The 15,596-nt window shown below is 58.8% G+C and carries 17 protein-coding genes, 1 tRNA gene and 1 pseudogene; 7 read left to right on the top strand and 12 right to left on the bottom strand.

Going from position 1 to position 15,596, the window contains the following annotated elements; translation table 11 throughout:
• The 3 genes and pseudogenes from ACR0AG_RS15725 to ACR0AG_RS15735 all read right to left on the bottom strand — a co-directional run.
• Window positions 1-115: pseudogene (locus tag ACR0AG_RS15725) on the bottom strand (TAXI family TRAP transporter solute-binding subunit); the annotation flags it as partial.
• 322 nt (window positions 116-437) lie between these two features.
• The gene (locus ACR0AG_RS15730) at window positions 438-752 is read right to left on the bottom strand and encodes a hypothetical protein (RefSeq protein ID WP_480840587.1); all 315 of its coding nucleotides are present in this window, start codon (window positions 750-752) and stop codon (window positions 438-440) included.
• 295 nt (window positions 753-1,047) lie between these two features.
• Window positions 1,048-1,133: transfer RNA gene (locus tag ACR0AG_RS15735), tRNA-Leu, on the bottom strand.
• A 144-nt stretch (window positions 1,134-1,277) separates the two neighbouring features.
• Between ACR0AG_RS15735 and ACR0AG_RS15740 the strand changes: the two genes are divergently transcribed.
• Together ACR0AG_RS15740 and ACR0AG_RS15745 are read left to right on the top strand one after the other, a co-directional pair.
• Window positions 1,278-1,856 carry a YqaA family protein gene (locus ACR0AG_RS15740; RefSeq protein ID WP_480840589.1) on the top strand — a complete coding sequence of 193 codons (579 nt, stop codon included), beginning with the start codon at window positions 1,278-1,280 and terminating at the stop codon, window positions 1,854-1,856.
• A complete protein-coding gene (locus tag ACR0AG_RS15745) occupies window positions 1,853-2,317 on the top strand; it encodes a disulfide bond formation protein B (protein WP_480840591.1) in 465 nt (154 codons plus the stop codon). Before ACR0AG_RS15740 ends, ACR0AG_RS15745 begins: the two co-directional genes overlap by 4 nt.
• A gap of 3 nt (window positions 2,318-2,320) precedes the next feature.
• Here the strand turns inward: ACR0AG_RS15745 and ACR0AG_RS15750 are convergent, their stop codons facing one another.
• Window positions 2,321-2,908 (bottom strand): HNH endonuclease, encoded by a 588-nt coding sequence (locus ACR0AG_RS15750; protein WP_480840593.1) that lies wholly within the window; start codon window positions 2,906-2,908, stop codon window positions 2,321-2,323.
• A gap of 213 nt (window positions 2,909-3,121) precedes the next feature.
• On the opposite strand from ACR0AG_RS15750, the gene ACR0AG_RS15755 reads away from it, so the two are divergent.
• Window positions 3,122-3,721, top strand: coding sequence for a pseudouridine synthase (locus ACR0AG_RS15755; protein WP_480840595.1), 600 nt, complete (start codon window positions 3,122-3,124; stop codon window positions 3,719-3,721).
• Here ACR0AG_RS15755 and ACR0AG_RS15760 read toward each other — a convergent pair.
• From ACR0AG_RS15760 to ACR0AG_RS15770, 3 genes are read right to left on the bottom strand one after another with little or no spacing between them, the layout of a single operon-like run.
• Window positions 3,718-4,206, bottom strand: a complete 489-nt coding sequence (locus ACR0AG_RS15760) for an N-acetyltransferase family protein (RefSeq protein WP_480840597.1) — start codon at window positions 4,204-4,206, stop codon at window positions 3,718-3,720. The genes ACR0AG_RS15755 and ACR0AG_RS15760 overlap by 4 nt on opposite strands.
• A 3-nt stretch (window positions 4,207-4,209) precedes the next feature.
• Window positions 4,210-4,875 carry an alpha/beta hydrolase gene (locus tag ACR0AG_RS15765; protein ID WP_480840599.1) on the bottom strand — a complete coding sequence of 222 codons (666 nt, stop codon included), beginning with the start codon at window positions 4,873-4,875 and terminating at the stop codon, window positions 4,210-4,212.
• Entirely contained in the window at window positions 4,872-5,504 is a 633-nt protein-coding gene (locus ACR0AG_RS15770) for a DNA-3-methyladenine glycosylase family protein (protein ID WP_480840601.1), read from the bottom strand. The genes ACR0AG_RS15765 and ACR0AG_RS15770 overlap by 4 nt, the downstream gene beginning before the upstream one ends.
• A 97-nt stretch (window positions 5,505-5,601) precedes the next feature.
• Between ACR0AG_RS15770 and ACR0AG_RS15775 the strand changes: the two genes are divergently transcribed.
• Window positions 5,602-6,828 carry an MFS transporter gene (locus tag ACR0AG_RS15775; protein ID WP_480840603.1) on the top strand — a complete coding sequence of 409 codons (1,227 nt, stop codon included), beginning with the start codon at window positions 5,602-5,604 and terminating at the stop codon, window positions 6,826-6,828.
• Between the two features lie 8 nt (window positions 6,829-6,836).
• On the opposite strand, the gene ACR0AG_RS15780 is transcribed toward ACR0AG_RS15775, so the two are convergent.
• Genes ACR0AG_RS15780 through cysS form a run of 3 tightly spaced genes read right to left on the bottom strand, consistent with a single transcriptional unit; the run spans window position 6,837 to window position 10,706 of the window.
• Window positions 6,837-7,613 (bottom strand): squalene/phytoene synthase family protein, encoded by a 777-nt coding sequence (locus ACR0AG_RS15780; RefSeq protein WP_480840605.1) that lies wholly within the window; start codon window positions 7,611-7,613, stop codon window positions 6,837-6,839.
• Window positions 7,614-7,615: 2 nt separating this feature from the next.
• A complete protein-coding gene (cimA, locus tag ACR0AG_RS15785) occupies window positions 7,616-9,250 on the bottom strand; it encodes a citramalate synthase (RefSeq protein WP_480840607.1) in 1,635 nt (544 codons plus the stop codon).
• A 58-nt stretch (window positions 9,251-9,308) separates the two neighbouring features.
• Complete coding sequence (gene cysS, locus ACR0AG_RS15790) at window positions 9,309-10,706, bottom strand: cysteine--tRNA ligase (RefSeq protein ID WP_480840609.1); 1,398 nt, start codon at window positions 10,704-10,706, stop codon at window positions 9,309-9,311.
• Between the two features lie 218 nt (window positions 10,707-10,924).
• On the opposite strand from cysS, the gene ACR0AG_RS15795 reads away from it, so the two are divergent.
• Window positions 10,925-11,269: an MmcQ/YjbR family DNA-binding protein gene (locus tag ACR0AG_RS15795; RefSeq protein ID WP_480840611.1), complete on the top strand. Its 345-nt coding sequence runs from the start codon at window positions 10,925-10,927 to the stop codon at window positions 11,267-11,269.
• A gap of 60 nt (window positions 11,270-11,329) precedes the next feature.
• Window positions 11,330-12,517 (top strand): pyridoxal phosphate-dependent aminotransferase, encoded by a 1,188-nt coding sequence (locus ACR0AG_RS15800; protein WP_480840613.1) that lies wholly within the window; start codon window positions 11,330-11,332, stop codon window positions 12,515-12,517.
• Window positions 12,518-12,530: 13 nt separating this feature from the next.
• Here ACR0AG_RS15800 and ACR0AG_RS15805 read toward each other — a convergent pair whose 3' ends face one another.
• Window positions 12,531-13,049, bottom strand: a complete 519-nt coding sequence (locus ACR0AG_RS15805) for an outer membrane protein (RefSeq protein ID WP_480840615.1) — start codon at window positions 13,047-13,049, stop codon at window positions 12,531-12,533.
• 425 nt (window positions 13,050-13,474) lie between these two features.
• Between ACR0AG_RS15805 and ACR0AG_RS15810 the strand changes: the two genes are divergently transcribed.
• Window positions 13,475-15,019: a trimethylamine methyltransferase family protein gene (locus ACR0AG_RS15810; RefSeq protein WP_480840617.1), complete on the top strand. Its 1,545-nt coding sequence runs from the start codon at window positions 13,475-13,477 to the stop codon at window positions 15,017-15,019.
• 51 nt (window positions 15,020-15,070) lie between these two features.
• Here the strand turns inward: ACR0AG_RS15810 and ACR0AG_RS15815 are convergent, their stop codons facing one another.
• Entirely contained in the window at window positions 15,071-15,316 is a 246-nt protein-coding gene (locus tag ACR0AG_RS15815) for an EF-hand domain-containing protein (RefSeq protein WP_480840618.1), read from the bottom strand.
• Window positions 15,317-15,596 lie beyond the last annotated feature (280 nt).

Here is a 15,596-nt window from a genome sequence, read left to right on the forward strand (position 1 = left end):
AAACCCCCGTAACACCCCCCGTGCCAATCGTTATAAACTCCTCCGCATAAACCGCAGGAGCCATAAAGGCTGCGGCTGCGAACGCTGTGATACTGAACTTGCTGCTGTTTTTCATTTGATCACTCCCGTTTTTTTATTCGTCTGAGAGCCTCAGACGCGACTTGTTTCAGCCGCGCTTTTTCCAAAGAAACACCCGTGGTAAAGGGGTATTTGTTTGATTTTTCAGAATCTCCCAACCCCTAAGACGTTTCATTTTGGTACGCTTTTTGTCAAGGCCACTGCCCCGCCAACGGCCCGGCTTCACCTTTTCGGAAGCCTCTTTGTGAATTTCGCAGTTGGTACGTTGGGTCAAAGCCCTTCAGGGTAGCGTCGCATTCCCGCACACGGTGCCGACAATCTTTCCAACTTGCCGGCACCCGTTCGTCGGTCGATTTCACTTAGCCGGCAATGTCAAAATCATTCGAAGATCTGTGACCCCCGGTCCATTGCTTTTTGTCCTCGGCCGCGACTGGCAGATCGCGCTCCATCTCGACAAATGTGCTTTCGAACAAGACGCGCAGCTCTGAACGCCTTAGGCCCATGGTTGCGGCCTGACTCTCTTCTGACTGATCATCAGAATTCTCAGACGCAATCTGGCCCGGGTTATTTTCTTTTTTAATGCGCCAAAGAGCGGACAGGATTCCGAGTTTCAAAGTCTTCCCTCCCAGTAGCAAAAAAATCCGTTGCCGCCGCAGGCCCGATCCGAACCACATTGGTTTGACGGGCTCAAAGACCAATATCCGTGAGTGGCAACCCGCAGCGACTGGCCCGCATCTAAGGGTTTCTTTGTGAGACGTAAGGGGGAAGAAATGGCCTATTTGCATCATTTTTGACCAGCCAATCAAAAAAGTTAATCAAAGCTTACGTTTAGGTAAAGCAAAGCTCGGATTGCTTCTTAAAACGACGCGACGTCACAATTGGCAGGGAACATTTCAGACACCGGTACGGGCGAAACTCCTGCGGTTGAACCTGCGGATTCGCAAGAGAAGGCGTCAAAATGATTTGTGGTGGTGCCCAAGGAGAGACTCGAACTCTCACGCCCGTGAAGGCGGGGGATTTTGAATCCCCTGCGTCTACCATTCCGCCACTTGGGCCACTCGCATTGGATTAGCGTCACGCAGCGCGAAGGTCCAGAGGCAAAAAACAACCCAGGCCAGGAATGTTTTCACAACCACGCTTGACGGGTCGGTGGCTGCGTGGTTTGGCTGACGGCAACTGAGACAGGGGTTTTGCGCCATATGTTGCGATCGCTTTATGACTGGACGATACGTCTGGCCGACCATCCGCGCGCCATTTGGGCGCTGGCTCTTGTCGCCTTTGTCGAAAGTTCGTTCTTTCCGATCCCGCCTGATGTCTTGATGATTCCCATGATCCTGGCACGCCCGTCCAAGGCCTGGCTGATCGCCACGGTCGCCTTAGTGGCTTCGGTGCTGGGCGGGCTATTGGGCTATGCCATTGGCGCGTTCTTTTATGAAAGCATCGGCCAGCCCATCCTCGAATCCATGGGCAAGGCGCATGCGATGGAAGAGTTCAATCATCGCTTTAACGATTTTGGTTTCTGGGCGGTCCTGGCTGCCGGGGTCACGCCTTTCCCCTACAAGGTCATCACGATCATGTCCGGTTGGACCGGAATGCCGCTGGGCACGTTCATCGCCACCTCTATCCTTGCACGGGCGTTGCGGTTCTTCATCGTCGCCGGCCTTTTGTGGAAATTTGGCGAACCGATCCGCGATTTCATCGAAAAGCGCCTGGGCCTGATGTTTATCCTGTTTGTCCTGCTGCTGATGGGCGGCTTCGCTGCGGTGAAACTGTTATGAGCCAGCGTCGTATTCTGATTTTATTGGCCACCGCCGGGTCGGCCGCACTTTTGCTGGGGGCCTGGGCGTTTCAGTATCTGGGCGGGCTGGCGCCCTGCGCGATGTGTATTTGGCAACGATACCCCCACGCCATTGCCGTCGTCATCGGTGTGTTGGCCTTCGCATTTCCCGGTATCCGGCCCCTGCCCTTGCTGGGTGCACTGGCTGCGGCCACCACCGCCGGAATAGGGGTGTTTCACGCCGGGGTGGAGAAAGGCTGGTGGGAGGGTCCGTCGACGTGTACCTCGGGCGATATCGGTGGTCTATCGCAATCGGATCTGTTCGATCAGATCATGAACGCACCGCTGGTGCGCTGTGATGAGATCGCGTGGCAAATGATGGGCCTGTCTATGGCGGGATGGAATGCGGTTCTGTCCGCAGGGCTTGTGCTGATCTGGCTGGCGGCCTGGCGCACGCGCTAAGCTCTATTGTTGATCCAACTCGGCATCCCAATACAGGAAATCGATCCAGCTTTCGTGCAGGTGATTTGGCGGAAACTTCCGGCCAATGTTGCGCAGCGCTTCGGCATCCGGCTGTCGTGGTGGCTTGGCCAGTGACATGCCCGCCCTGCGCAGCGATTTTGACCCTTTGCGCAGGTTGCACGGGCTGCAGGCGGCCACCACGTTCTGCCAGCTGGTCACGCCGCCCGAGGCGCGCGGCACGACATGGTCAAACGTCAGGTTATCGCGGCTGCCGCAATACTGACATTTGAATTCGTCCCTCAGAAATAAATTAAAGCGCGTGAAGGCCACGCGCTTTCTGGGTTTGACGTAATCTTTCAGGACAACCACCGAAGGTATTCGGATCTCGGTACTGGGGCTTCGCACAACCTCGTCATATTCGGCGACGATATCCACGCGGTCCAGCCAGGCGGCTTTGATCGCCTCTTGCCAGGGCCACAGCGACAGCGGGTAGTAGGACAAAGGGCGGTAATCGGCATTCAGCACCAGCGCCGGATGATGCTTGAGCGTCCCCGGTTCCCTTACAAATTCGGTCCTGAAATCTCCGTCCATCACTGAATCGTTCCTCGCTCTTGGCTGCCCGTTTATGAAACCAGAGCGGTGAGCACCCGCCCCGGCCTTACGATGACTATATATCGTGTCAAAACTCTGACAAGCCCTGAGTTTCCACAATATGTCGAAGACTGGGTAAGCCGAATCCGTAACAGACACATGACAGTTATCCACAGGTTGCGCGGCTGTGGCGGGCGGGCTATTGCGGGGTCCATGTCTTGGTTTATTCGCTTCAACAAACCCTTCGATGTACTGCCGCAATTCACCGACCGCGCCAGTGCGGACAGCCCGCGCAGCACTCTGTCGGATTTCATCGACCTGCCGGGTGTCTACCCCGCCGGGCGGCTGGATCGCGACAGCGAGGGGCTGATGCTGTTGACCGACCATGGCAAGCTGCAGGCGCAGATCTCGGATCCCAAACACAAGATGGCCAAGACCTATTGGGTGCAGGTCGAAGGGCTGCCTGACCCCGCCGCGCTCAAGGTATTGCGCGACGGTGTGGAGTTGAAAGACGGGCTGACCCGCCCCGCCAAAGCCCGGCTGATCGACGAACCCCAAGACCTGTGGCCGCGAAATCCACCCATACGTGAGCGTAAATCCGTGCCCGACTGCTGGCTTGAGCTTACCATACGCGAAGGCCGCAACCGGCAAGTGCGCCGCATGACAGCGGCTGTTGGGCACCCGACCCTGCGCCTGATCCGGGCGCGGATCGGTGATTGGTCTTTGGAAGGTTTGGAACACGGCAAATGGGAAAGCCTGCCCCTGCCCGCGCTAAAATCCGGCCCGACCCGCAAACGCGACCGGCGCCGCTAGGCCAGCGTGAACCGTTTAGAGATCCGGTTTACCGGCCTGCCGTCGCGCAATGGCACGCCGTAGGCAACCGAGAAATCCTGAAAACCCATTTTGTCGTAGTAACTCAGCCCCAGAAGATTATCGGCACGGATTGTCGCGTTGATCTGGTGAAAACCAAGGGATTTGGCGACGATCTGTGTTTCGGCAAAAAGCGCTCGCCCGGCCCCGCGCAACACCGGGTTGCGACGCGTGAACGTGGCGATATCGGCGCAGTCCTCGGGCAGTTCTTCATAAGTGCCTAGCCATTGAAACCCTGCAACCTCGCCTTGCGGGTCCAGCGCGACATGGGCGCAGAGCTTGTCTGCCCCGCTCAGGTAGCTATGGACAAATTGCGCCTCGGAAAACGGAATTTCATGCGCCGTCGTTCCGCCCGCCGCGATGATGTCATTTAGGATGCGGCACGCCTGCGTCACATCCTCTGGCATCATCGGGCGCACGGTGATCATGGGTTAAAGGCTCAGCTTGTCGCGCATAAACGCAAGGGCAACGCTCAGCCCATCCGGCGCGATCCCGTGGCCGGTGCCCTTCATCACATGGGCGTAGACCTCTTTGAAACCTGCGCCCTGCAGCGCCTCGGCGGCTTCGGGCAGCGATTGAGGCGGCACCACGTCGTCGGCATCACCATGCACCAGAAGGATCGGCATCCGGCTGACCACCTCGTCAGCCAGCATATCCGGTTCCAGCAGACGGCCCGAAAATGCCACGATCCCAGCCACCGGGTCCTCGCGGCGCGGGGCGACATGCAGGCTCATCATCGTGCCTTGGCTGAACCCGAACAGCACCACCTGTTCTGGCAGAACATCTTCGTCCACCATCAGCGCGTCCAGAAAAGCGTTGAAGTCTTCAACGGCCATTTCCATGCCCCGTCGGGCCTCTTCTTCGGACGAGCCGTCGATCCATGGGATCGGGAACCACTGAAACCCGTTGGGCATTCCCGCGATCTGTTCGGGGGCATCGGGGGCCACGAACAAGGTATCGGGCAAATGCTCGCCCAACGGATCAGCCAGACCCAACAGGTCAGCGCCATTCGCACCGTAGCCGTGCACAAATACGACGACCGAGCGTGTGTCGCCCGAAACCGGCTCTTTCCTGAGCGCATTCAAAACCCGTGTCATCTGATCCCTTCTCGTTCTTTGGCCACCCGGTAATAGGCCCACAATACTCGTGCCGCAACCGACCTCCAGGGCGACCAAGCCTCGGCCATCTGGCGCAGCTCTTTGTCGGTTGGACGTTTTGGCAAATCGTAGAGGATGCGCGCGGCCTCTTGCAGGGCCAGATCGCCGGGAGCAATCACATCGGCGCGGCCCAGCGAGAACATCGCGTAGATTTCGGCGGTCCAGACGCCGATACCCGGCACCTCGGTCAAAACAGCCACGACTTCGTCATCCGACGCGTCGCGCAATGCGTTGTAGTCAATGCGCGCCTCGGCCAGCGCACGGGCATATCGGATTTTCTGACGGCTGAGACCCACGGCCCGCAAATCATCATCTGTGGCCCACATGATCTTGCGCGGTCCGGTCAGTTTTGCGTCCTTTAGTCGTTTCCAGATCGCATTGGCCGAGGCCACGCTGACCTGCTGACTGACAATGGCGCTGAGAAGCTGGGCAAATCCGTCGGGCTTGCGACGCAGTGGCAACAGGCCCGTCTGTTCCATCGCATAGCTCATGCGCGGGCACGCGTTCGCCAGCCAATCGGCCCCTTCTGCCACGCAATCGGGCGTTTCTATGATGCGTCCGACAGACATGTGCGCCTCGCTTTGTGATGCGTTTTGCACGTTAGGCCGTTGTGTCGCATATGCAAGCGGGTTGTGCGCTTCGCACTTCGCGGCTACGCATACACTCATGACTTTCACAGCAGCGTCTCCAGACAACACTCAGGCCAAGCGAAACGTCGTCGTTCTGGTGGCGGCACAGGCTGTTTTGGGGGCACAGATGCCGATGGTTTTCATCGTCGGAGGTCTGGCCGGTCAATCGTTGGCAACCAATGCTTGCCTCGCCACATTGCCGATATCCTTGATCGTTTTGGGCTCGATGCTGGCGGCGACGCCGGTTTCAGCCATCATGCAGCGATGGGGTCGCCGCGTCGGGTTTACGATTGGCGCAATGGCGGGCGCGGGCGGAGGATTGGTCGGCGCCTATGGTCTGTATCTGGGATCGTTCCCTGTGTTTCTGCTGGGAAGCCTGTTGACGGGCATCTACATGAGCGCGCACGGGTTCTACCGCTTTGCTGCCGCAGACACCGCCTCGGACGATTACCGCCCCAAGGCAATCTCATTGGTCATGGCAGGTGGTCTGGCCGCGGCAATCATCGGGCCGCAGATCGTCAAACTCACGTCCAGCGCTTATGTCATTCCCTTCCTGGGAACCTATCTGGCCATTGTCGCCATCAACCTCATCGGCGCGGCGCTGTTTTTCTTTCTCGACATTCCGATCCCCGGCAAACCCGCGCCAGACACGCCCAAGGGGCGCTCGCGCCTTGAGCTGTTAAAAACGCCTCGTATTGCTGTGGCGATCATTTGCGCGATGGTATCCTACGCGTTGATGAACCTTGTCATGACCTCGACCCCATTAGCCGTTGTCGGCTGCGGGTTCAGCGCCAACGACGCCGCAGACATCGTCACCAGCCACGTTCTGGCCATGTATATCCCCAGCTTTTTCACCGGCCACCTGATTGCCCGGTTCGGCGTCGAAAAGATCGTCGCACTGGGGCTTGCCATCCTGGCCGCAGCCGGAGTTGTGGCGCTGCAAGGGGTCGAGCTGGGGAATTTCTTCGTCGCCCTGATCCTGCTTGGTCTGGGCTGGAATTTCGGCTTTATCGGCGCAACCAGCATGCTGGCGGACTCGCATGACATCAACGAACGCGGGCGTATGCAGGGCCTGAACGACCTGCTGGTGTTTGGCGGTGTGACCCTGGCCTCGCTGGCGTCAGGGGGATTGATGAACTGTTCCGGCGGTTCACCGATCGAGGGCTGGACGGCCGTGAACCTCGCCATGATCCCGCTGCTGACACTGGCCGGCGGTGCGCTGTTGTGGCTGGTCTTGAAGCCCAGAGACACGCAACCTGCCTAAGTGCGCCCTTACCAGCGTCCGGTTGCAACCTTCCACATTAGTGATGCGCGGCGGCGTATCTCGCCCTGTGTCAAAGCGCCTTCGGCGACACAACGGGGATTCCGCAGGACCTTTTTCAGGATCCATTGAGTCTGCCAACCTGCCAGCAAGGCCGGGCGCGCGGCATCCGAAATCTCTGCCCGGCGCGCCTTGGCGCGGTTTAGCCGCTTTGCCGCCTTGGTCGCAAGCGCATGCACGCCTTCAGGTGTTCCGTTCAACAGCGGTGTGCGCCCGCGCGCCTCAAGATCGGGAATGGCCCGAAACCAGTTGGCGACACCCAGCGCATAGCCAAAGTCGCGCAGCACCGCCTGATCCGCCGCGCCCAGGGCCTGTGCAGACACAACCATCAACGACCCTGCGCTGTGATCGATATAGGCGTCCAGATGCGCCTCATCCTCGAAGGGATCACGGTAGATATCCCAACGCCGGACCGCGACATATTCATCCAAGAGCGCCGCAAGATGTGGTGAGATCACGCGCGACAAGGGCGTGACCACCTCATGCCGCCGCACCGTTGGGCCCTCGGCAATCTCCTGCAGAGCGTCGCGCCACCATTGCAGGCGCATTTCGGCGATCATAGATTCCTGTGTCACCCATGGCGCGCGCGCCACCTCGACATTCATTGCATAGATCGGAAACAGCACCGCCCGCGCGGCAACCGGCGCCGCCATCGCGGCCATGAACCGGTCGGGGTCCGCCCGATGCACCAGCGTCGCGCAGGCTTTGAGATCGTCGTCGAATTCCACCGTCACTCGGCCGCTGCGGTCCGGGTCCCGCAATCGCGCACCAGCTTCCAAAGGATCGCATCCAGCAGCGCCTCGAACGAGGCGTCGACTATGTTCGCGCTGACGCCAACGGTCGACCACCGCCGCCCCTGCCCGTCTTCGCTGTCGATGATGACCCGAGTCACCGCCTCGGTTCCGCCCTGAGTGATGCGCACCTTGAAGTCGACCAGGTGCATGTCATCCAGAATGGGCGAATATTGCCCCAGATCCTTGACCAACGCCTTGGACAGGGCATTGACCGGGCCCCGGTCACTGCCATCCTCGTCCAGGGATTCGCTGACCGACAGCTTCTTCTCTCCATCCACCTTCACGACGACAACAGCCTCGGACAGGCTGATCATCTGATTGTACTTGTTCTTGCGCCGCTCAACGGTGACTTTGTACCGTTTGACCTCGAAGAACTCAGGTAGCTGGCCCAGTTCATCACGCGCCAGCAACTCGAAACTCGCCTGGGCCGTGTCATAGGAATACCCCTTGGCCTCGCGCTCTTTGATCCGTTCAAGAATACGACCCAGGGCGGGGTCGCCCTTGTCCACATGCAGACCAGCCTCAGTCAGACGCTTGCGCAGGTTGGACTGCCCGGCCTGGTTCGACATTGGAATGATACGTTCGTTCCCGACACTTGACGGGTCCACATGTTCATAGGTCGACGGGTCCTTGAGGATCGCGCTGGCATGCAGACCGGCCTTATGCGCAAAAGCCGACGCGCCGACATAAGCGGTCTGCTTGCTGGGAACCCGGTTCAGAATGTCGTCCAGCATCCGGCTGATCCGCGTCAGCCCGGCCAGCGCGCTGGCCGAAATCCCGGTCTCATAGGCCGAGGCATAGGGCTCTTTCATCAGCAAGGTCGGGATCAGCGAGGTCAGATTGGCGTTGCCGCACCGCTCACCCAACCCGTTCAGAGTGCCCTGGATCTGACGCGCGCCCGCATCGACAGCAGCCAGAGTGCACGCTACCGCGTTCTCGGTATCGTTATGGGTGTGAATGCCGATCCGATCACCGGGCAAACCCGCCGCTATTACATCGGAAACAATGCGCCCCACTTCGGCAGGCAAAGCTCCGCCATTGGTGTCGCACAACACCACCCATCTGGCCCCGGCCTCCAGCGCCACACGGCACACTTCGACCGCATAGTCCGAGTTGTCCTTGTAGCCGTCAAAGAAATGCTCGGCATCAAACAGCGCCTCGCGTCCTTGCGCCACGATATGCGCAATCGACGCGCGAATGTTGTCGAGGTTCTCTTCCAGCGAAATGCCAAGCGCGTGCGAGACGTGGTAGTCATGGGATTTGCCGACCAGACACACCGCCTGCGTGCCCGCATTCATCACCGCGGCCAGAACTTCGTCATTCTCAGCCGACCGCCCCGACCGTTTGGTCATACCAAAGGCGGTCAGACACGCCTTCGTGCGCGGAGCAGCATCGAAAAACGCGCTGTCCGTGGGGTTTGCTCCGGGCCATCCGCCCTCGAAATAATCAACGCCCAAAGCGTCCAGCACAGTTGCGATCTGAACCTTCTCGGCAGTCGAGAATTGCACGCCCTGCGTCTGCTGCCCGTCCCGCAACGTGGTGTCGTAGATGTAAAGGCGTTCTTTGGTCATCGCTCGCTCCCGCTGGCGTCAGGTCGGTTTTGCACGCAAAAAGGCTGGTCTCGGGCTGCTACACATTTTCAAGCTTTGCGGCATCGAATCCCGCACCGGGAATAAGTTCGACACCTTCTTTGCTCATGCGAACCTCAAGGCCCGCATCAATCAATGCGGATTTGAGGCGGTCGACTTCCGAGAAATCCTTGCTCTGCATCGCCGCAGTCCGCGCATCCGCCAACCTGTTCTCGAATGCCGCAAGTTCCACCTGACCCGCATCGACCCAACTGCCCATGTCAGGGGACAAGAGCCCAATCAATTGCGCACTTGCCAGCAAGACAGCAGCATCGCCTGCCGCCGCCAAACGGTGCAGTTCCGCAATGGCGCCCGCCGTGTTCAGATCATCCGAAAGTGCCGCAACCACCGCGGGCGCCGCGTTGGCAGCGGGCTCGATGCCCGCTGTCAACGCCCGCCACTTGCGCAAGGTCGTCTCGGCTTCACGCGCTTTCTTTTCAGTCCAGTCCATCGGCTTGCGGTAATGCGTCTGCAAAAACACAAAGCGGATGACTTCGCCCGGGACACCCTTTTCCAGCAAATCATGCACGGTGAAGAAATTGCCCAGGGATTTGGACATCTTCTTGCCCTCGACCTGCAGCATCTCGTTGTGCAGCCAATAGCGTGCGAACTCGCCCTCTGGATGGGCGCAACGGCTTTGGGCGATCTCGTTCTCATGGTGCGGGAACATCAGATCATTGCCGCCGCCATGAATATCAAAGCTCTCGCCCAACAGCTCATAGCTCATGGCCGAGCATTCAATATGCCAGCCCGGTCGCCCCCGGCCCCAAGGTGAGTTCCACCCGGGCAGCTCGTCTGTCGACGGCTTCCACAGCACAAAATCCATGGGGTTTTTCTTGTAAGGCGCTACCTCGACCCGGGCGCCAGCGATCATGTCATCCACCGACCGTCCCGATAGCTTGCCATACCCGGCCTTCCAACTGTCGACAGCGAATAACACGTGGCCTGCGGCCGCATAAGCATGGCCCTTGTCGATCAGATCCGAAATCATCTCGACCATCTGCGCGATATATTCGGTGGCACGCGGCATGTCATTGGGCTCCATCGCGCCCAATGCACCCATATCGTGCAGGTACCACCCGATGGTCTCATCCGAGCGCTCCTGCACCAGTTCCTCCAACGACCCTTCGGCTCCGGCCTGCTTGCGCGCCAACGCTGTCGCGTTGATCTTGTCGTCAACATCGGTGAAATTGCGGGCATACCGGACATGGTCCGCGCCATAAACATGCCGGAGCAACCGATAAAGCACGTCGAACACCACAACAGGCCGCGCGTTCCCCAGATGGGCCCGGTCGTAAACCGTTGGCCCACAGACATACATCCGCACATTTGTCGGGTCGATCGGAGCGAAATCTTCCTTCGCCCGCGTCCGCGTGTTGTGCAGTTTGATCAGTGTCATTGGGATCGGCTCCTAAAACAGCGTGTCTTCGCGCGGTGAAGCGGGCTTAGCAACTTGTCTCAGGGATGAAAACGAAAGAAACCGGCCCGCGTGAAAAATCAGCAGGTAATGCAGCAGATAATGATGCAGGTTCTCTGGTTCATGCTCTACCGCATAACATGTCACGTGCCCGTCGCCAAGGCTTGAGTTACCGGCAGAATTCGCTCACCCTGCCGCCCATGAGCCGAGATCTTGTGAACGCGATTTGTGCCCCCCTGCCCGGTGCCGAGCTGTCGGACCCCTGGGGCGGTGGTCATGACGCGTGGAAAGTGGGCGGCAAGATGTTTGCCTGTGTTGGCAGTGTGGGTGACGGCGTTTCGGTGAAAACACGCGACATTGAGACTGCTCAGATGCTGATCGACGCGGGGATCGGGACCAAAGCGCCCTATTTCCATCGCAGCTGGGTTCGGTTGCCCTGGGATGTCGATCCCGAAGAAGTGCGCCACCGCCTTTTGACTTCCTACGATATTGTCCGGGCGTCGCTTACCAAAAAGGTTCAGGCCGGACTTGCGCCACGAAGCTGATTGACAATTCCCAACCGCTCTGCCCCTTTTCGGACCAACACACCCCAACAGAGGTCCACCATGAAACTGTCCAAACGCATCACCCACCTGACCGGAGGCGGTTCGGATGGTTGGGATGTTTTCAATCGCGCAAGGCGCATGATGACCGAAGGACAGGCCGTGATCGAACTGTCCATCGGAGAACATGACATTTGCACCGATGCCTCGATTCTGGCGGCGATGGACGCATCGGCACGCGACGGGCATACCGGATACGCTTCGGTTCCGGGAACAGACCTGCTGCGCGACACGGTCGCGGCCCGTGTTCAGATGCGAACCGATGTGAAAACGACGCGAGACAACGTGCTGATCACACCCGGTGGACAGGCCGGGTTGTTCGCCACCCATATGGCCGTGTGCGATAAGGGCGATACCGGCCTTTTCCTGGACCCGTATTATGCAACCTACCCCGGAACAATTCGCGCCTCTGGCGCAACCGCTGTTGCGGTGCCGACGCATGCGCATACCGGGTTTCAGCCTCGCGGCGCGGATATTGCGGCCGCAAGCGATGGCGCGACATCATTGCTGATCAACACGCCAAACAATCCAACCGGTGTAGTCTATACCGCTGAAACGCTTGAAGAAATCAGCCATGTCTGCCAGCAACGCGACCTGTGGCTGATCTCGGATGAGGTCTATGACACGCAGGTTTGGCAAGGACGCCACATATCGCCCAGAACTCTGCCGGGCATGGCGGAACGCACGCTGATTATCGGCTCGATGTCCAAATCCCATGCCATGACCGGGTCACGCTGCGGTTGGGTTGTTGGCCCCGAAGATGTGATCGCACACCTGATCAACCTTGCCACGCACACGACCTACGGCGTGCCCGGTTTCGTTCAGGACGCGGCCAGTTTTGCGCTCAGCGCCGGGTCGGATCTTGAGGATCAGATCGCAGCACCCTTCTTGCGACGGCGCAACATTGCGCTTGAGATTTTGGGGGCGCAACAAACCATTGGGCTGGTTCCGGCAGATGGCGCCATGTACCTGATGCTGGATATCCGCGCATCGGGCCTGAGCGGCGAAGACTTCGCCAACGCTCTGCTGGATACGCACCATATCGCCGTCATGCCGGGTGAGAGTTTTGGTAACGCCGCCGCCGGACATATTCGTGTTGCGATGACAATCGACGACGAAAAATTCGCCACGGCCCTTCGGCTGATTTGTGACTTTGCCACTCAACTCACCAAGACGCGTGGTGTCGCCTGACCTTTGATTTTGCCTAAAATCGGAACGTCGTGCGCAAATTGAAAACGCTGGTATCCAGGTCTCCACGGGACTGCGAATTCACATTAAAATCCTGGCGTAATGCCTCACCACTAATGACAAATCTGTCGTTCAATGGGTACGCGACACCGATGCCATATACGGCGGCCGTGTCGCTTTCGCCCGAGGTTTCGGCGCGTGCAGTGCCAACCACGACATAGCCAAGCGCACCTCCAAAATCATAGCCGCCACGAAGCTTGAGCCGGGAAACACTGTCCAAGCTGCCTTCACCTTCGCCCAAATCCAGGTTCAGACGATTGTATTCGAGCTCTCCGCCAAGAACGAAGTTGCCGAAATCATAGTCGTATCCGATATGGGGCCCAAAGGCTGCATCACTGCCACCCGTGCCGGATGGGCCGTCAACGTCTGCATATCCGAAACTGAATCCGGCATAGGCCCCGGTCCAATCCTCGGCCAGAGCCTTGGAGGCTGCGATCAGCGGCAACACAATCAGTATGACCCTTATCGCTTTCAATCGGTCCTCCGGGCAAAACCGCCGGTTAAAGGTTGCGCGCGCACCTGATCGGAAACGCGCCTTTGGAACTGCTTAAGACGAGACTAGTCATCAAATAACTATGCTTAGATTAACAGGTTTCTACCAATTCGGGAAAAAACTTTACCTCACATAAATTTGCGTCAACGTTTGTTGCCTTCATCACATCCGCTGTTGCCGAAACGCAGCATTTATCCTTGGGTGACGTCGCAAACAGAACAGATCGCGTCGCCGATTCTTGAAAAGCTTGAACAACAAGTTCGAGGGTTCGAATGCAAAACGACGCGTGGAAAATCTGTCTGATCAGCCGCACCATCGGTGCTGATCGCGGGCGCGCGGCGCGTGGGCGGCCATAAGACGCTGCTTTTCACCGCGCAGTCGATTCTTTGCCCAACCGGACACCCAACATGAATGATCAAACCCGAACCACATCCCGCAGCGGAGGACGTGCCGCTCGGCGTGCTGCCCGCGCAACCGCCCTTCCCGAACATCTGCGCCCGATCCGGCCCGGATTAGAGGGGGGAACCTACAAACCTCTGACCGACGCGCAGGTGGAGCGTATCCATCAGGCCACTCTGACTGCATTGGAAACCATCGGCCTTGCGGATGCACCGCAAAGCGGAATCGACTATCTGGTCTCTGCGGGCTGCACATTGGGCGATGACGGTCGCATCCGTTTCCCGCGCGCATTGGTCGAAGACACCATCGCCAAGGCCAACCGCTCCATCACGCTCTTCAGTCGCGACGGTAACCATGATCTGGAGCTATCCGGGTCGCGTGTGCATTATGGCACAGCGGGTGCGGCGGTCAGCATGGTTGATGTACACGGGCGCGAATACCGGGATTCCACCGTGCAGGATTTGCACGATGCCGCGCGCATTTGCGAACAGTTGGAAAATATCCATTTTGTTCAACGCCCTATGGTTTGCCGTGACATCCTCGACAACCTGGAAATGGACCTGAACACGATCTATGCGGCCTGTTCGGGCACGTTCAAGCATATCGGCACGTCCTTTACCGAACCCAGCCATGTCGCCCCGGCGATGGAGATGCTCCACATGATCGCCGGCGGAGAGGACAAGTACCGCGAACGGCCCTTTGTCTCGAACTCCAACTGTTTCGTCGTCCCGCCGATGAAATTCGCGACCGAAAGCTGCGAAGTGATGGAGGCCTGTATCAAGGCTGGCATGCCCGTTCTGTTGCTGTCAGCGGGAATGGCCGGGGCCACTGCACCCTCGACAATCGCCGGTGCGATCACGCAGGCCACCGCCGAATGCCTTGCGGGTCTGGTTTACGTAAACGCCGTAAGTCCCGGTGCACCAGCGATTTTTGGCACCTGGCCCTTTGGTCTGGACCTGCGCACAGGCGCGATGTCCATCGGATCCGGTGAACAGGCCTTGCTGACTGCGGGCTGCGCCCAAATGCATCACTTCTACAACCTGCCCGGCGGCGCTGCGGCGGGTGCATCAGATTCCAAACTGCCCGATATGCAGGCCGGGTGGGAGCAGATGTGCTCAAACGTCATGGCCGGGCTGTCGGGTGTGAACATGGTCTACGAAGCCGCGGGAATGCACGCATCACTGCTTGGTTTCTGTTTCGAAAGCCTGATCCTTGGCGATGACCTGATCGGTCAGGCGCAGCGCTGTATTCGCGGCATCGAAGTGTCGGATGAGACGCTAGCGCTGGACCAGATGGCGCAGGTCTGTATGGGCGGGCCGGGTCACTATTTGGGAACGGATGAAACGCTCAGCCGGATGCAGGCAGACTATGTCTATCCGACGTTCGGGGACCGAACCTCGCCCAAGGAATGGGCCGAACTGGGCAAGCCTGACCTGATCGACAAGGCCACGGCCCGGAAAGAGGAAATCCTGTCCACGCCATCACCCGCGCGCTTCGATCCGCTACTGGATGCCGAAATTCGGGCCCGGTTCAACATCCACCTACCCGCATAATCCATTGAAAAAGCGGCCCGTTTTGAAACAGGCCGCCAGGTCTTACTACGATCAGCCGTTGGTGGGCGGCAGCAGGCCTGCGTCTTGAGCGACTTTGATTTCATCCGCATCCAGGGCGCCATCACCATTGGCATCCATGGTCGAGAAAGTGTCGGTGTCGACTTCGGGAATGACGGCCTGTACCTCTTCGATGGTCAGAACACCATCGCCATTTGTGTCAGCAGCGGACTGCGCCATTGCGAATGTCGGCAGGGTGTAGGCGATTGCGGAAATTACGGCCAGATATTGCGGTTTCATAATAGTGCCTCCTGAGTGGATTTCTGTTTTTCCCGTTCGGGCACAGTCCAAAAACACCCATTTGCCAAGCTCGACCACTGGTCGCTGAGGCTGAACCGAATTCGCGCCATTCTCCGCGTGTTTGTCTGAGTCGCGTCCGCGATCAACCGCTGGGCGAAATCTGATTGCCGCGTGTCGGCAATTCTTGCCCGATCGGGGAATCCCAAAGTGGCAAAGCCCTGCCGGAATTGACACTGCGAGTGCGACTCAGGCCTTCAAAAAGAAAAAAGGGGGCACGAGG

The organism is Ruegeria sp. H6, assembly GCF_056532975.1.

Coding starts and splice junctions, on each gene's coding strand:
- ACR0AG_RS15730 (WP_480840587.1), bottom strand. CDS start 752: ATGTGGTTCGGATCGGGCCTGCGGCGGCAACGGATTTTTTTGCTACTG.
- ACR0AG_RS15800 (WP_480840613.1), top strand. CDS start 11,330: ATGAAACTGTCCAAACGCATCACCCACCTGACCGGAGGCGGTTCGGAT.
- ACR0AG_RS15755 (WP_480840595.1), top strand. CDS start 3,122: ATGTCTTGGTTTATTCGCTTCAACAAACCCTTCGATGTACTGCCGCAA.
- ACR0AG_RS15760 (WP_480840597.1), bottom strand. CDS start 4,206: ATGATCACCGTGCGCCCGATGATGCCAGAGGATGTGACGCAGGCGTGC.
- cimA (WP_480840607.1), bottom strand. CDS start 9,250: ATGACCAAAGAACGCCTTTACATCTACGACACCACGTTGCGGGACGGG.
- ACR0AG_RS15770 (WP_480840601.1), bottom strand. CDS start 5,504: ATGTCTGTCGGACGCATCATAGAAACGCCCGATTGCGTGGCAGAAGGG.
- ACR0AG_RS15810 (WP_480840617.1), top strand. CDS start 13,475: ATGAATGATCAAACCCGAACCACATCCCGCAGCGGAGGACGTGCCGCT.
- ACR0AG_RS15765 (WP_480840599.1), bottom strand. CDS start 4,875: ATGACACGGGTTTTGAATGCGCTCAGGAAAGAGCCGGTTTCGGGCGAC.
- ACR0AG_RS15740 (WP_480840589.1), top strand. CDS start 1,278: ATGTTGCGATCGCTTTATGACTGGACGATACGTCTGGCCGACCATCCG.
- ACR0AG_RS15815 (WP_480840618.1), bottom strand. CDS start 15,316: ATGAAACCGCAATATCTGGCCGTAATTTCCGCAATCGCCTACACCCTG.
- ACR0AG_RS15745 (WP_480840591.1), top strand. CDS start 1,853: ATGAGCCAGCGTCGTATTCTGATTTTATTGGCCACCGCCGGGTCGGCC.
- ACR0AG_RS15795 (WP_480840611.1), top strand. CDS start 10,925: ATGAGCCGAGATCTTGTGAACGCGATTTGTGCCCCCCTGCCCGGTGCC.
- cysS (WP_480840609.1), bottom strand. CDS start 10,706: ATGACACTGATCAAACTGCACAACACGCGGACGCGGGCGAAGGAAGAT.
- ACR0AG_RS15775 (WP_480840603.1), top strand. CDS start 5,602: ATGACTTTCACAGCAGCGTCTCCAGACAACACTCAGGCCAAGCGAAAC.
- ACR0AG_RS15750 (WP_480840593.1), bottom strand. CDS start 2,908: ATGGACGGAGATTTCAGGACCGAATTTGTAAGGGAACCGGGGACGCTC.